We start from the raw sequence: 15,204 nt of genomic DNA on the forward strand, positions 1-15,204 counted from the left end.
AGTAATGGCTCTATCTCGGCAAACTTCTCTCGGCTGATGTCGCTGGCGTATTTTGGTCTCTTCATCTATTTATTATCAGGGGTGAGAAACAGATTATAAACAGGTTCTTAGTTCAAACTTTTACTGACGACTTCATATACATCCTTGCTCAATTCCCGTTGTGCGAGGGATTCTAATGCTGCACGCATGAGTGTGGCGTGCTCGTCAATAAATTGATGCCAATGTGTTAATGGTGTCAGCAAGCGGGCGGCCATTTGCGGGTTGCGTTGATCAATGTCGGCGATCTGGTCAGCCAGGAATTGATAGGCTTTGCCAGAACGATCGTGAAAACTGGCAAAGTTCTGATTGGCAAAAGCAGCGATCACGGCACGCAATTTATTCGGGTTGCGGGCATCAAATGCTGCATGATTTAAGAGTTTGTGTACTGCCTGCAATACATTGCCCCAAGGTCGGGTGGCCTGTACCTGAAACCACATATTGACTACCAGTGTTTCGTGTTGCCATTGTTGGTAAAAAGCCTGCAGCACTTCTTGTGCGGCTGATTCGGCGTGTTCAGCATGAGCCAGTACCCTTAAAGCAGCGAATTGATCGGTCATGTTGTCTGCCCGGGTAAATTGCTGCTGTGCCAGATTGCGGTAGCGTGCATCATCAATGTGCAGCAAATAGGCTAGCGCACGGTTACGCAAACTGCGTGCTGCCATCGCTGGTGCGGATAACCCTTGCGCTTTGTCCTGCAAAGTCTGATAGCAACCCAGCAGTTCTGGCTGTAACTGCGTGGCAAGCTGCTGTTGTAATTGCGTTCTGGCCTGACTGATCGCTGTCGGGTTGGCTTTATCGTACAAACTGGCCAGATACTGCTCGCTGGGTAAATCCAGCATACAGGCCAATAACGCCGCATCCATGGATGCATGGTCAGCCAGCAATTGTTTGAGCGTATCCACCAGCATAGCTTGTTCTGTATGGTTATCCTTGCCGTCGATGGCTTTGCACAACACCATGCGCATTAGGCTTTGCATGGTATCCCAGCGACAAAAGCCATCGCTATCCAATAGAATCAATTGCTGCAATTGTGCTAACTGATAAGTGTAGAAAATCTTCACTGGTGCTGAAAAGCCGCGTAATAAAGACGGTGCCGGGTTCTCTGTCACCTGCTCAAAGACAATAGTCTGCTGTTCCTGACAAATATCCAGTACGGTTTCTGTGCCTTTGTTCTGTCCATCAATCATCAAAGCAAGTGCACCCCTGCCACCATAGAGAGCGATTTTGAGCGGAATGTGCAGTACTTTTTTCTCTGTTTGTCCGGGTGTTGCGGGCGTATGCTGGCGAACGATCAGGCTGTATTGCTGACGGGCAGCATCATAGCTGTCACTGATATGCAGTTGCGGGGTGCCGGCTTGTGAATACCACAGACGAAACTGGCGTAAATCCTTGCCGGATACTGTTTCCATGCATTGCACAAAGTCATCGCAGGTGACTGCCTGGCCATCGAAGCGGCTGAAATACAAATCAGTGGCGCGACGATACTGTTCCGGCCCCAGAATATTGGCCAGCATGCGCACTACTTCAGCGCCTTTCTCATAAATTGTTACGGTATAGAAATTGGATATTTCCATATAGGAATCCGGCCGTACCGGGTGTGCCATTGGACCGGCATCTTCAACAAATTGCACGCTGCGTATCACATTGGCATCTTCGATGCGCTTGACTGCACGGCTGTTCATGTCTGCTGAAAATTCCGAATCACGATAAACGGTCAAGCCTTCTTTCAGACTCAACTGGAACCAGTCGCGGCAGGTTACGCGGTTGCCGGACCAGTTATGAAAATATTCATGGCCAATCACTCTTTCCACGCGCTGGAAGGCCGCATCGGTAGTGCTGGCCGGGTGCGCCAATACGCAGGAAGTGTTGAATATGTTTAGCCCCTTGTTTTCCATTGCCCCCATATTGAAATCATCCACGGCGACAATCATGAAACGATCCAGATCGTATTCCCGGCCATAGATTTGCTCATCCCAACGCATGGCTTTCTTTAATGACTGCATGGCGAAGTGGCATTTATCGCTGTCTTTTGCTTCGGTATAGATTTGTAGCAAAACCTGACGGCCTGACTGGGTAGAAAAGTGATCTTCCAGACAGACTAAATTACCTGCAACCAGCGCAAACAGATAACTGGGTTTCCTGAAAGGATCGTGCCAGTGAACGATGCGTTTGCCAGTGTGCACGGTATCAGACAGGCAATTACCATTGGACAGCATAGTCGAGAAAGCACCTTCCTCAGCAATGATGACTGTTTCAAATTCGCTCATGACATCAGGGCGATCCAGGTAGTAGGTAATCTTGCGGAAACCTTCCGCTTCGCATTGCGTGCAATACATACCACTTGAGCGATACAACCCCTCCAGAGCGGTATTTTTCTCAGGATAAATACGGGTTTTGCACTGCAGGACAAAGCGTTCTGGCACGTTGTAAACGGTCAGATTTTGTGGAGTGATCTGGTAATCCCCGGAGCCAAGTGGGCGTTCATCAATTGCCAGAGAAAGCAACTCCAGTTGCTCACCATGCAGTACCAGATAGTCAACTTTTGTGCTTTTCGGGTTGTGGACAATGGTTAGCTGGCTGCTGACATCGGTATGGCCTTCATGCAGTTCAAAGGTCAGATGGGTTTTTTCAATCAGGAATTCGGGTACGCGGTAATCAGCGAGGTAAGTAACAGGTGTGGTAGACATGATCAGCCATGAGAAAAAAGTTTTAAACAACTATTAACCCACTTAAAGCCTCTGGTTTCAACCCAAATTATTCATGAATCATTTTGGGTGTTTGGAGGCAAGCTATGAATTTTTGCCCCAATGCTGCAGGGGGAAAAGTTTTCAGTCGGCTTTGGCAGCTGCAAAATAACTGCACGTGGGATGGCCTGCCGGCTTGCCCATGCGAAAACAGTGTGCATGGGTTATTGATCTGCAGTGTGCTGGCCGTGTTTTTTTGATGAGGTCATCCTGACAACCTTGAAAGACAAGCGTATTCTTTACATTAGCGTTGCCTGGCTAATTCAGCCGGCGTTACAAAGTGATTCTGTTGATTTCCAGCACTGGGCATCACAGCAAAAAAGGAATCTTTATGACTCGTCAGCAAGCTTTGAATGTCGTGTGGTGCAAGCTCTTGCTGATTTTTGTTATCTTGCTGACATTGTCCATTGCCCTATCCATGTATGCCAATCCATTTACCGTACCATTTCTTACTTTCATCGCCGGGAATATCGGAGGATATGTCGGGGTGCATCGAAACCTGTCTAGCCTTACTGACATAGAAGTCAGGGAACTATCGACATCGTGGCTTGGGCTGATTGTACCTTCCTTTGTTGGCGGCATTCTGGCATGCGTGCTGTATACGTTATTCGTATCAGGCATCATAAGCGGAGAGCTTTTTCCAAGAATTGTAGTAGATGTTGGAGAGATTCCTCGGGGTTTTGAGGCCGTATTTCACCAGCACGCTGACGGTGCATCTGAGTATGCAAAGCTCTTGTTCTGGTCTTTCGTCGCCGGATTTAATCAGAAGTACGTTGTTGATGTTATCGAATCCATCAAGAGCCGATAGTTGTCTCATCCTGGATGATTATTCTGGCTTCTTTGCACTTAATCCTGTCAATCAACGATGTGCCGATTTGGGTGTCTCCTGTACTGTCGCGAACGACATGCAACTGGTGGGTGACTTTACTCGATCAGGCGCCGCAGGTTAGGGTATTGAGAACACAGACACCATTGGATTGGGCAAAAGTGGAACCATTGGAGCGTTTATTGTGTCGGAATCAGCATCGCTGGCTCTGGTTGGGCTTGGTTTTGTACTGATTGTTGCATATGGAGCAGATAGATGGGAAAAGGGGTAAAAGAAAATTAAGTGCTTATATATCGGCCAGTTAAACTGGATGCATGTACAGTAGTGCAGCTAAATCGTACCGTAAAACATTCAACGCACGAATCAGCTATTCACTACAGACAAGATGACGCTGGATTTATCTGCAACGGAATGAATTATCAATCCGGAACAAATTTCAGGACATTGCCGTTGATGCAATAGCGTTTGTGGCTGGGGGGAGGGCCATCATTGAAAACGTGGCCGAGGTGAATGCCGGAGCTGGCGCTGCGCACTTCAATCCGTTGCAGATAACCGGAATTATCTTCGTGATAGGTGACGGATCCTGCAACGGGTTCAATAAAGCTGGGCCAGCCGGTTCCGCTGTTAAATTTGGTCTGGCTACGAAATAGTGTAGCACCAGTGATCGGATCAACAAACCTGCCCGGACGTTTTTCATCCAAATTGGAGCCAGTAAAAGCGCGCTCGGTCCCCTGCTCGAAAGCAATTTTCTGTTGTTCCGGTGTCAATAATTGAAACCCGAGCCACTGCCAGAATTTTTCCTTTTCTCCGGTATAACCGGTGTAGCGGGCCGCTTCCCTACCTTCCTTGAACAGTACGATCGTGGGTGCGGCAAACAGAGGTTTATCCAGTGCCCAATTGGCAGGCGGGTTGGCATTCATTGTCACGACCATGGGAACGTCTGCCTGCCAGTGGTCGAGGATATCCTGTTTGAACTGTGCGCAAAATTCGCAGTTTTCTGATTCAAACACCACCAGCTGCCGGTCAAAGTTCAGATCCTTGCCATCCAGTGATTGTGCGGGATGGATTGTTGGAGCAGATGATATATCGTCCTGGATAATGTTTTGATCAGAAGCAGGGTATTTCACGCCTGTTCCCCCCAGCCCGCAGTAACCGTCCGGATTTTTCTTCAAATAATTTTGATGGTATTCCTCTGCAGTAATGTAATTTTTCAGTGGCAGGATTTCAGTCGTAATCTGACCGTAACCGGCTGCAATCAGCGCCTGCTGGTAGGCGTCACGTGTGGACAGTGCAATGGCCTTCTGCTCTTCGTTGTGATAGTAGATGGCGCTGCGGTAATTGCTGCCGATGTCGTTGCCCTGACGATCGCCCTGAGTGGGGTTATGGCTTTCCCAGAATTTTGCCAGCACGCCTTCCAGTGATATTTGTTCAGGATCAAACGTCACTTTGACCACTTCGGCATGATTGCGCCCGGCTGCTCTGCCAATACGTAACGCGCGTTCAAAATTCAGAATATCCTGATAACCTGCACCGGCGCGATCACCACCTGCGTAGCCGCTTTCCACATCAACCACCCCGGGCAGTTCTCCCATGCGTTTCTCGGCACCCCAGAAACAACCCATGCCCAGAACAATATAATTTGATTTTGAATCAGTAGTTTGATTTGATTTTACAGGCTTGGATGTCACAGTATTCTCCATTGCAAAGACGGTAATAACCATTGTTATTATCAGGGTGGTTAATGTAGTAATAATTGTTTTCATTTTTTAGTGCGGTTTAACAAATATATTTCTCAGACATCCTGGAGTATCACAGGTTCTGGTTTTATCAGGATGTCATGACAAGTTCGTACTTGCCGGGGTGTCATTACTGTTGTCGCGAAGCGACAGGGGTATTCAATATACCTGTGATTCCAGGGTCATTTCTTATATTATTCAAGCCGGTCAATTTTGATAGCTTTATGGGCGTGGCATAACAGATGATGATTTACTGGGGCGATTTGATCAATTGAGTCAACAACAATAATGCGTGTTCTTTATATCGCGTGCAGTCAGAGTGATGCTGATAGCGTGCAACGTGCATTGGCACAGGAGGCACCTGAGATTAAGTTGGCTACGGTGACGAATATGCAGAGTGCGCTGGCGCTTTTACCCGCTGGCCCGGGACGAACTGCCGATTTCGACGTACTGCTGGTCGATTACTGCCCACCAGGTACGAATGGTCTTGAATTTATCAGGCTGCTGCGCAAAGAGCGAAAACTGGATATTCCTATTGTGCTGCTAACCGAGCAGGATGCCACCGATGCGTCAGGTGCATTACCAGGGGTGGAAGGTTATCTGATCAAGCATAAAGACTATCTCTCCAAGATTCTCGCTACCTTGGAGAAGGCGCAGTGGCTGGCAGAGCTGGCGCGCGAGCGAGTCAACGCAAAACGGGCAAATCTGCGCCTCTCCCATTTGCTGGCAGCCAGCCCAGTTATTCTGTACAACCTGCATTTTACAGGGGATTTGCTGCGACTTGTCTGGGTTAGTGAGAACGTTGAGCAGATACTTGGCTATACCCCGGAAGAAGTATGTGTTCCTGACTGGTGGATTTCACATTTATACCCGGATGATCGGGATCAGGCAGTGGCGCGCCAGTCAATTCTGATGTCCGAGGGACAACTGGTGCATGATTACCGTTTTTATCATCGCGATGGGCGAGTCGTCTGGTTGCTGGATCAGTTACGGCTTATTCAGGATGCCGATGGCAGACCGTATGAAGTTGTCGGTACCTGTCTGGATATCAGTGAACGAAAACGGACTGAACTGATCAGGCAGGCGCAGCAGTCAGCATTGGATCTGATTGTAACCAACCAGCCGTTGCCGGTGATTCTGAAGGATATTGCCAAACAGCTCGAAGCAATCAATCCAAATATGCTGGTTTCCATCTTGCTGCTGGATAAACGTACAGGCCACCTGAGACATGGCACCGGGCCCAGCCTGCCAGATGATTACAATGCGGCAGTTAATGGTCTGGAGATTGGTGAAGGAGCGGGCTCCTGCGGTACAGCTGCCTTCCGGGGTGAAACGGTCATCGTATCTGATATTGATCACCATCCGTACTGGCAGCATTTTCTGGATGTGACACGCAAGGCCGATCTGCATGCTTGCTGGTCCTTGCCGTTCAAGGATGAGCACAACGATGTGCTGGGTACTTTTGCCATCTATCATCATAAGACGTGCGAACCCACTCCTGCTGATCTGGAGTTGATTGAAGAATTTGCTTCCTTTACGGCGCTGGCTGTACAAAAGGTTCATGCAGCAGAAGCTCTGCGGCTTGCCGCCACGGTATTTGCATCTGTTCGCGAAGGAGTAGTGATTACAGATCTGGAACCGCATATTGTTGCGGTCAACCAGGCCTACACCCGGATTACCGGCTACAGTGAAGCACAAGTACTGGGCAGAAATCCCAAGATTATTAAATCAGATCTGCACGACAAGGCGTTTTACCAGGAAATGTGGTCTACCTTGAAGGCAACCGGGCACTGGAGTGGAGAGGTCTGGAACCGGCGCAAAAATGGTGAGATTTATCCACAATGGCTGACGATCAACGTAGTATGTGTCAATCCATCGCATTGTGATGAAAGCCAGCTTTGCAACTATGTCGGTGTATTTACCGATATTTCACAAATGAAACAGTCCGAAGCGCAACTGGCACAACTGGCGCATTACGATCTGTTGACCGGTCTGCCCAACCGCCTGCTGGCGCAGTCACAGCTGCATCATGCCATAGAGCGGGCGCAGCGACATGGCCGGCTGGTTGGCGTGCTCTATATTGATCTTGATCGTTTCAAAAATGTTAATGATAGCCTGGGCCATCCAGTCGGAGATGAGCTGCTGATCAAACTGGCCGAGCGCATGAAGAAGCGGGTGCGTGAAGAAGATACGCTGGCGCGCCTGGGGGGGGATGAGTTTTTGCTGGTGTTGGAAGATGTCCGTGATCCGGGTGATCCAGCATTTGTTGCGCAAAGCCTGATCAATCTGCTTACCTCTCCGTTCGTGCTGCCGAGCGGACATGAGATCTTTATCAATGCCAGCATCGGCATCAGCCTGTTCCCGGAGGATGCGAGCAATGCGACAGAGTTGATTCAGCACTCTGATATGGCCATGTATCAGGCGAAAAAAGAGGGCCGCAATACCTATCGTTACCATACGAAAGCTTTGAGTGTTGCGGCGAACGAGCGATTGATTATGGAAAATCGTTTACGTTACGCCCTCTCAGCCGAGGAGCTTATCTTGCATTATCAGCCACTGGTAGATGCGCGTACCGGCTATGTGGTCGGGGTGGAAGCACTGGTACGCTGGCAACCACCAGGCAAAGCCATGGTGCCACCGGGAAAATTCATACCCATTGCAGAAGAAACAGGGTTGATCGTACCGTTGGGAGAATGGGTGTTGCGCACCGCCTGCAAGCAGGCTCGTGCCTGGATTGATACTGGTTTGTCCCCGCTTGTTATGGCGGTTAACCTGTCAGTACGGCAATTTCAGTCAGAAAATCTGGTCGGCATGGTGCAGCGGATACTGGAAGAAACGCAACTTCCAGCTGATTACCTGGAACTTGAATTGACCGAGAGCATGTTCATGGAGCATGCGGAGCAATCAATTGAAACACTAAACAAGCTGAAGGCACTGGGAGTTCATCTGGCGATCGATGATTTTGGTACGGGCTATTCATCATTGATTTATCTGAAGCGCTTTCCCATCGACAAGTTAAAAATTGATCAGCGTTTTGTGCGCGATCTGGCGGATGATCCCAATGATCGTGAAATTGCTGCAACGATTATCGCCATGGCACGCGGGCTAAAGCTGGGTGTCCTGGCAGAAGGGATTGAATCAGAGCAGCAACTGGCTTTCCTGCGCCAGCATGACTGCGATTATTATCAGGGATATCTATTTCACCGGCCGGTACCGGCAATAGAACTGGAAGCCTGGTTGCGTGAGCATTCAGTGCCCCGATAGATAGGTATTACAGTAAATCTGGTTTTTCCGACATCCTCCGTACTTTCTATAACGAAAGCAGTCGAAGGATACGGAATCCTGATTTGATTACTTCCTCAATGGAATGGCGGTGCGCCACAAGTGCCGCTGCACATCAAGTTCACCAGAGGATATTTCTTGTTATTGACCACCAGCCGGTTGACCCAGTCTTTCAAGTAGATGCCACCAGCACTTTTTTCAGTATAGAAAACACCCGGGGCAAATGCATCCAACAATCCAACGTGGTAGGTTCCTGCGCTGATGTAGTATTTCGAGTTGCCATTGATCAGTGCATTGGCGTTCAATGTAGTCAACATTCGCAGATTCCACTCAACAGCAGTTACAGATCCTACATTCGGCCATTGATTGGGATCATTAATTCCCTGATCTGTTTTTCTCATGATGTTGAGAAATAACGTTTGAACGCCATCCCAGGCGGTCGTGACATATGCAAACTTGCTCTTTGTGAAATGGTGCTCGATACCAGTTGCCAGATTGGTGAAAAAATTAAGGGCGTTATAGTTGCTAATCCGGCTGATGCCTGGTACCCAGGTTGCGAGCGTGTGTTCAGTACCTCATGGACCATCAGGTTTGAAAACCGTGCCTATAAAATTGTTGGTAAGGACCCCTGTCCCTGCGTCGGAGAGGAGTGATATTTTCGTGTTGCCCGGATAAATGCTATGTATCCGGGGAAAATTCATTAAGGCAGCGTAAGCGCCTGCACTGGATCCTGATACCAGCACTTGCTCGGTATTCGATCGATCCGGTCTTTGTTTCAACCATTCACGTACCGCCATAAAATTATCAAAACCACGATGATGTACTACCACATCGTTGCCATTGTTGATAATGCCTGATGGATCTTTATAGATTGCGTCGTTTGAGCCAATATGTATATCCCCGGTGCAATATGGGATGAAAACCATGTTCCAGTCTTTCAGTGGATTGTCTGCTCGGGTGTAATCCATTATCCCGCCCGCTCCTTCAGGGCTATTTTCAGCCGCAAGTGAAGGATTATAGACAGGCCGGGTTGTCGGAGTGATTTGAACGGTCAGCGAAGTCAGACAGGTTGCACCATTCCAGCAGGCACCCCCGCCATTAAAATAAATGAGCGTTTGCGGTTTGGTTCCTTGCCGGTAGTAAAAATGAAACTGCTCCTGTGGATCACTGAATGCACAACCAGGTTGAATATCTTTATAGTTACCGTCATCATCCAGAATGGTTTGTGCGGACACTTTCACTTCTTCCCATCCTGCCGCATATACTCCCGAGGAAAAGAAGACCAATAACACAGAAATCAAGGTGACTCGATTGTATTTCAACATCTTGCCTCCCTGTTTTTAAGTGGATTTGCTGCTTGTATTGCTCTTCACGGCCATAACCTGCCTGACTGCTGATGTTCATAGTAATACAAAGTCATAAATTCCGAAAAGATGTGACAGATCACGAGCCTATTATTCTTTATCCTTGATTGGTGTGCGGAGAGAGTTCCAATCACGGATCATTCTTCTGCATGCAGTTACAAGTATATGGAAAATTGTGCAAGACCAGCGTATCCGCAATAACGAATATAGATTTATTCTGGGGTTCCTTTAAGATTGCCTGTATGTCATCCGGCTAACAGTCGGCACTCCAGTTTATTTTGAAAGAGGAAAATGTAATGAAGCGAGAAACACTTGCCATTCATGGCGGTTTTGCCGGTGATCCACAGACGCATTCGGTCGCAGTTCCTATTTATCAGACCACCAGCTACTATTTTGACGATACCCAGCATGGGGCGGATCTGTTTGATCTCAAGGTGCAAGGGAATATCTACACGCGCATCATGAATCCGACGACTGCTGTGCTGGAAGAAAGAGTGACGTTACTGGAAGGGGGAGTGGGGGCGCTGGCGCTGGCTTCCGGCATGGCGGCCATTACGGCCTGTGTACAGACGCTGGCCAGGGCGGGCGATAACATCATTTCCACCAGCCAGGTGTATGGCGGAACCTACAATTTTTTCTGTCATACACTGCCCAATCAGGGGATTGAAGTACGCATGGTGGATGGTCGTAATCCGGCTGCCTTTGCGGATGCGATTGATGACAAGACCAGGATGGTTTTTTGTGAATCGATTGGTAATCCGGCTGGTAATGTGGTGGATATTGCTGCATTGGCTGAAGCAGCACATGCGGCGGGTGTGCCGCTGGTCGTGGATAACACTGTGGCTTCCCCGGTATTGTGCCGTCCTTTTGAGCATGGCGCCGATATTGTTGTTCATGCACTGACTAAATACATGGGCGGCCACGGTACCAGCATTGGCGGAATCATTGTGGATTCTGGCAAATTTCCCTGGAAAGACAGTCCGCGCTTTCCACAATTCAACAAGCCTGATCCCAGCTATCATGGCGTGGTGTATGTGGATGCATTTGGTCCGGCTGCGTTTATTGGTCGTGCGCGCGTTGTCCCGTTGCGTAACATGGGCGCGGCCATTTCCCCCTTTAATTCTTTCCTGATTCTGCAAGGGATTGAAACGTTGCCACTGCGGATGGAGCGCCACTGTTTCAATGCTTTGGAGATTGCACGCTACTTGAAAGCACACCCAAAAGTTGGCTGGGTTAATTTTGCCGGTCTGGAAGACAGTCGCGACTATGTTTTGGCACAAAAATACATGGATGGTGGTATTCCATCATCAATTCTAAGCTTTGGCATTAAAGGCGGGCTTGAGGCTTGTGCTCGTTTCATGGACAAGCTGGGGCTGATCAAACGGCTGGTGAATATTGGTGACGCTAAGACGCTGGCTTGCCACCCGGCTACCACGACTCACCGTCAGCTCAATGATGAAGAACTGACTAAAGCCGGTGTCAGTATCGATCTGGTGCGTTTGTGCGTCGGTATCGAGCATATTGATGACTTGATTGCCGATATAGAACAGGCCTTTCAGGAAGTGTGAGTATTTGTTTTTGTTGTATTATGTTGCTCGTCTGAAAATGCGTTATGCAAGGTTTTGCTGGCGTCATCGGTTGGTAGGGTTCTGACGACCGGTTTTATACGTGGTGTAGTAAACCCCTTCAATACAATGTAGAGCGCAAACAGGAAGGCAATACTCCAGGTTAATGCAGCTGCCGTCAGTAATATTTCCCGGTAGTTGCTGAAATCTGCCGCCATACGTGTGATTGCGGCGATTGACATGAATCCCGTCATAACCACGATGAACGTGATGCGTGAAGGATATTGTTTGATGTGCAATAGTGTGACACGTACGATGATGTTTGTTGCCAGTGTGCCCAGTGCACCGACGGTAATGGCGTGCGCGGCGGTACTGAAATAGTTACCGTCATTCAGTTTTGTCCACCCCAGCAGGATCAGGCCCAGCGCCAGCCAGCCGTAACCCAGCCCGAGGCAGAGCAGATCCGGTCGTGCCCGACAGTGCCATAATTGCCAGCGGAACAGGCGGATGCCTGCCAGTATTCCGCTGCTGATCAGCAGAGCACCGGAAAGTGACGCTGCAATAGGGGCCAAAATGTATGCGGCGGCAATGGTAAGAATCAACCCGGCTTCGATATTGGGCTGCACTCTCGCAGTCAGCTCCATGCCCTGACGATAGAATTCTCCCGCGGCGGCAGGTGCCAGCATACGGCCGCCGATGAATAACATCAGCAACGCGAACAGTTGTACGCTTTCATCGATTAAATAGCGATGCAGCAGGTATGCATCAAGCCGTCCGGCCAGCAGGATTACGGTTGTGAGGGCGCAGATTAAACTGAGCAAAGGAACAAGCGAGCGGTTACGCCATTTTTTAGCAGCCCACAGGCGGGGAAGTAACTGCCGGGCGAGCAGGATGACAAATAGCGTGTTGAATGCCAAAGTTGGCCAGGCAAAGGGAGCAATCAGGTCAGCAACTCTTGCCAGTAGCCAGAAACCCAGAAACCATACCAGGCGCCTGGCGGGCATGGGGCCCAGTAAGTAGCCGGCAATCAGCGCCGGCGCAAGGCCGAATAACATTTCAAACGCATGCCCTGCCGGCATGACCAGTATAAGCGGCCCGTAACCATACCTGGCCAATATGGTCAGCGGGATGACCAATATCGCATGCAGGCACGCTGCCGTAAAAAACCACTGATGAGCGTATGCCTTGGTTTCTCCTGGAAAAAACCGTGAGAATAGATTCCCTGATTGTGCGCTATTCATTTTCGTATTGGTCGGCTGCTGCAAACTAGTTTGCAGCAAATAGAATACAACAAAAGAAAGAGGTGTCTGTGTCGTGGAGGAGCGATGGATTTATCGTGTTTCAGTCGTTATGCGTTCGTGCTTGGGTGATGCGGCTGCCGGGAGGCACACTGCGTGTCAGCCAGACATTGCCACCAATAGTGGAACCTTTGCCGATAGTGATACGCCCCAGAATGGTTGCTCCCGCATAAATGACAACATCATTTTCAACAATGGGGTGGCGATCGATTCCCTTCACCAGTGAACCGTGTTCATCCACCTGAAAACTTTTTGCACCAAGGGTCACTGCCTGGTACAAGCGCACGTTGTTGCCAATAACTGTGGTTTCACCAATAACGACGCCGGTGCCATGGTCAATAAAGAAGCTTTCACCGATTTGTGCCCCCGGATGGATTTCTATGCCGGTTTGTGAATGGGCGATTTCAGAAATCATGCGTGCGATCAGTGGGGTTCCCAACTGATACAGCTCATGCGCCAATCGATGCCAGGTAATGGCGGCGACACCGGGATAGCACACCAGCACTTCATCGATCCCGCGGGCAGCCGGATCACCTTCATAGGCAGCAAGAACATCATCATCGAGCAGCCGACGGATTACGGGCAGCCGTTTGGCGAACGTTTGGGTGATTTCCGTTGCTTGTGCGTAAGTTTCCTGATCGAGTTCTTCGGTTCCAGAATTGAAGTGCAATTCGTGCTGAATCTGGACCAGCAAGGCGCGTAACGTTGAATTCAGGATATGGCCCACATAATGATCAACACCTTCCACTGCCAGATCGGATGGACCGAGGCGGTTAGGGAATAATGCTGTTCGCAGACCTTCGATAATTCCGGCCAGCACTTTGCGGGAAGGCAGCCGGGGTGGTCTGAGGTGCCCTTGTCGGTTGATAAGCGCAGTGGTGCGTACATCCCGTAATTCGGCTACCACGTCGTTGATCTGCAAATGTGTGCTTTTCAACAGTAAATCACCTGCACCATTGATATCTGTCACAATACAACACCTCCCCGTTTCTTATTGTGGGCACTTCTAAAAATTGGCTTTACAGGCGAATCGCGGTGTTGTACGCCGTGCACCGCCTAGCCTGTTTATTGGATATGTCTCGTTGTTGCGCTCTGTGTGCTTTTACCCTGCACTACCGGATTTTTAGAGATGTTCTTGTGAGCAAAGAGCACCGCTGAATTAATATCCGGATGAGCCTGACCCGTTGACAGCAAAGCTGGAGAAACAGGAGATCTATTGTACCTGTCCGCATTACTTTTTCTACCATGAGATTTCTGGCTTTTTTATGAGCCTGTGTTTCAATGGGGTTGCATGTTTTAATGATCTTGTCATCATTATGTCAGGAGGAAAATAACTGATGGATCGATATCTGTTATACGGCGACATTGGTGGAACCAAAACCCTGCTGCGTTCTGCTGTGATAAAAAATGAGGAAGTTGAGCTTCATTATGAGCATCGTTACGATAGTCGTCAGTACGGTGATTTTGACAGCATTCTGGAAGATTTTTTAAAGCAATCTGGCTGTCAGCCGGTTGTTGTCTGTCTGGCAGTCGCCGGGCCGATTGTTGATCAACAGGTGCACTTGACCAATTTGCCCTGGATGATTAATGCCTCCGCCCTTGCGGAAAAATTTTCAATTTCTGCTGTGAAAATTGTCAATGATTTTGAGGGGATGGCAGCTTCTATCGAAGTACTGCCGCAGGATGATCTGGTTATGCTGCAAGCCGGGGAACCTTCTTCTTCTGCGATGCGTGTTGTACTGGGAGCGGGTACCGGGATGGGAGTTGCCTGGTTGATCAAGCGTGGACGATACTACGAACCGCTTGCCACCGAAGCAGGCCATGTTGATTTTGCGCCGACCAGCGCCATTCAAATTGAATTACTCAGATATCTGATGACAAAGTATCAGCGGGTTTCAATCGAACGATTGCTTTCTGGTCAGGGATTGACTCACATTTTTAATTTTTTGCAGGCCGATATGGCGGCAGGCGCTCACTTGAAAAGTATTGAACTGGATGCTGATGATGGCGCAACCGTTACTCGGCTGGCTTTCGAGCACCAATACCCGATTGCTCTAAAAGCGCTTGATCTGTTTGCCAAGATTTACGGTGCTTATGCAGGTAACCTGGCGCTGACGGGGTTATGCCGGGGCGGCGTCTATATTGCGGGTGGCATTGCGCCGCGCATCATCCAAACTTTGCAACAACCCGGTTTTATCCAGGCATTCTGCAACAAAGGGCGATACAGTGAACTGGTGCGCGAGATTCCGGTTTATGTGGTGATGAATCCAAAAGCTGGTTTGCTGGGTGCCGGGCTGCTCGCGCAGCGTATGCTGCACCAGCCAGCGATATCTCTTGCAGAGTAACTGTG

10 protein-coding genes are annotated in these 15,204 nt (G+C 49.2%); 4 read left to right on the forward strand and 6 right to left on the reverse strand.

Annotation, left to right across the window (positions count from 1 at the left end):
* Positions 1-107: 107 nt before the first annotated feature.
* On the reverse strand, positions 108-2,726 hold the full coding sequence (pepN, locus tag BM331_RS07380; protein WP_074928497.1) for an aminopeptidase N: 2,619 nt from the start codon (positions 2,724-2,726) through the stop codon (positions 108-110).
* A 388-nt stretch (positions 2,727-3,114) separates the two neighbouring features.
* Here pepN and BM331_RS07385 point away from each other — a divergent pair, with 388 nt between their 5' ends.
* Positions 3,115-3,591, forward strand: a complete 477-nt coding sequence (locus BM331_RS07385; RefSeq protein WP_074928499.1) for a hypothetical protein — start codon at positions 3,115-3,117, stop codon at positions 3,589-3,591.
* 437 nt (positions 3,592-4,028) lie between these two features.
* On the opposite strand, the gene msrA is transcribed toward BM331_RS07385, so the two are convergent.
* Positions 4,029-5,372 carry a peptide-methionine (S)-S-oxide reductase MsrA gene (gene msrA / locus BM331_RS07390; protein WP_074928501.1) on the reverse strand — a complete coding sequence of 448 codons (1,344 nt, stop codon included), beginning with the start codon at positions 5,370-5,372 and terminating at the stop codon, positions 4,029-4,031.
* Between the two features lie 261 nt (positions 5,373-5,633).
* On the opposite strand from msrA, the gene BM331_RS07400 reads away from it, so the two are divergent.
* Positions 5,634-8,609 (forward strand): EAL domain-containing protein, encoded by a 2,976-nt coding sequence (locus tag BM331_RS07400; RefSeq protein WP_083414715.1) that lies wholly within the window; start codon positions 5,634-5,636, stop codon positions 8,607-8,609.
* A 95-nt stretch (positions 8,610-8,704) separates the two neighbouring features.
* Here BM331_RS07400 and BM331_RS12205 read toward each other — a convergent pair whose 3' ends face one another.
* Positions 8,705-9,028 (reverse strand): hypothetical protein, encoded by a 324-nt coding sequence (locus tag BM331_RS12205; RefSeq protein ID WP_256214851.1) that lies wholly within the window; start codon positions 9,026-9,028, stop codon positions 8,705-8,707.
* Positions 9,029-9,202: 174 nt separating this feature from the next.
* The gene (locus BM331_RS12210; protein ID WP_256214852.1) at positions 9,203-9,952 is read right to left on the reverse strand and encodes a pectinacetylesterase family protein; all 750 of its coding nucleotides are present in this window, start codon (positions 9,950-9,952) and stop codon (positions 9,203-9,205) included.
* A gap of 335 nt (positions 9,953-10,287) precedes the next feature.
* Between BM331_RS12210 and BM331_RS07410 the strand changes: the two genes are divergently transcribed.
* A complete protein-coding gene (locus BM331_RS07410) occupies positions 10,288-11,559 on the forward strand; it encodes an O-acetylhomoserine aminocarboxypropyltransferase/cysteine synthase family protein (RefSeq protein WP_074928503.1) in 1,272 nt (423 codons plus the stop codon).
* Here BM331_RS07410 and BM331_RS07415 read toward each other — a convergent pair.
* Positions 11,547-12,797: an NnrS family protein gene (locus BM331_RS07415; RefSeq protein WP_074928654.1), complete on the reverse strand. Its 1,251-nt coding sequence runs from the start codon at positions 12,795-12,797 to the stop codon at positions 11,547-11,549. The two genes, BM331_RS07410 and BM331_RS07415, sit on opposite strands and share 13 nt — an antisense overlap.
* A 100-nt stretch (positions 12,798-12,897) precedes the next feature.
* On the reverse strand, positions 12,898-13,824 hold the full coding sequence (epsC, locus tag BM331_RS07420; RefSeq protein WP_074928505.1) for a serine O-acetyltransferase EpsC: 927 nt from the start codon (positions 13,822-13,824) through the stop codon (positions 12,898-12,900).
* 367 nt (positions 13,825-14,191) lie between these two features.
* On the opposite strand from epsC, the gene glk reads away from it, so the two are divergent.
* Positions 14,192-15,199, forward strand: coding sequence for a glucokinase (gene glk / locus BM331_RS07425; protein ID WP_074928507.1), 1,008 nt, complete (start codon positions 14,192-14,194; stop codon positions 15,197-15,199).
* The last annotated feature ends 5 nt before the right edge of the window (positions 15,200-15,204 follow it).

The organism is Nitrosomonas eutropha, assembly GCF_900116685.1.
GTDB lineage: Bacteria > Pseudomonadota > Gammaproteobacteria > Burkholderiales > Nitrosomonadaceae > Nitrosomonas > Nitrosomonas eutropha_A.

What these genes read in the sequence shown, in the direction of transcription:
- pepN (WP_074928497.1), bottom strand. Translation starts at nt 2,726, where the DNA reads ATGTCTACCACACCTGTTACTTACCTCGCTGATTACCGCGTACCCGAA.
- BM331_RS12210 (WP_256214852.1), bottom strand. Translation starts at nt 9,952, where the DNA reads ATGTTGAAATACAATCGAGTCACCTTGATTTCTGTGTTATTGGTCTTC.
- msrA (WP_074928501.1), bottom strand. Translation starts at nt 5,372, where the DNA reads ATGAAAACAATTATTACTACATTAACCACCCTGATAATAACAATGGTT.
- BM331_RS07400 (WP_083414715.1), top strand. Translation starts at nt 5,634, where the DNA reads ATGCGTGTTCTTTATATCGCGTGCAGTCAGAGTGATGCTGATAGCGTG.
- glk (WP_074928507.1), top strand. Translation starts at nt 14,192, where the DNA reads ATGGATCGATATCTGTTATACGGCGACATTGGTGGAACCAAAACCCTG.
- BM331_RS07415 (WP_074928654.1), bottom strand. Translation starts at nt 12,797, where the DNA reads ATGAATAGCGCACAATCAGGGAATCTATTCTCACGGTTTTTTCCAGGA.
- BM331_RS12205 (WP_256214851.1), bottom strand. Translation starts at nt 9,028, where the DNA reads ATGAGAAAAACAGATCAGGGAATTAATGATCCCAATCAATGGCCGAAT.
- BM331_RS07410 (WP_074928503.1), top strand. Translation starts at nt 10,288, where the DNA reads ATGAAGCGAGAAACACTTGCCATTCATGGCGGTTTTGCCGGTGATCCA.
- BM331_RS07385 (WP_074928499.1), top strand. Translation starts at nt 3,115, where the DNA reads ATGACTCGTCAGCAAGCTTTGAATGTCGTGTGGTGCAAGCTCTTGCTG.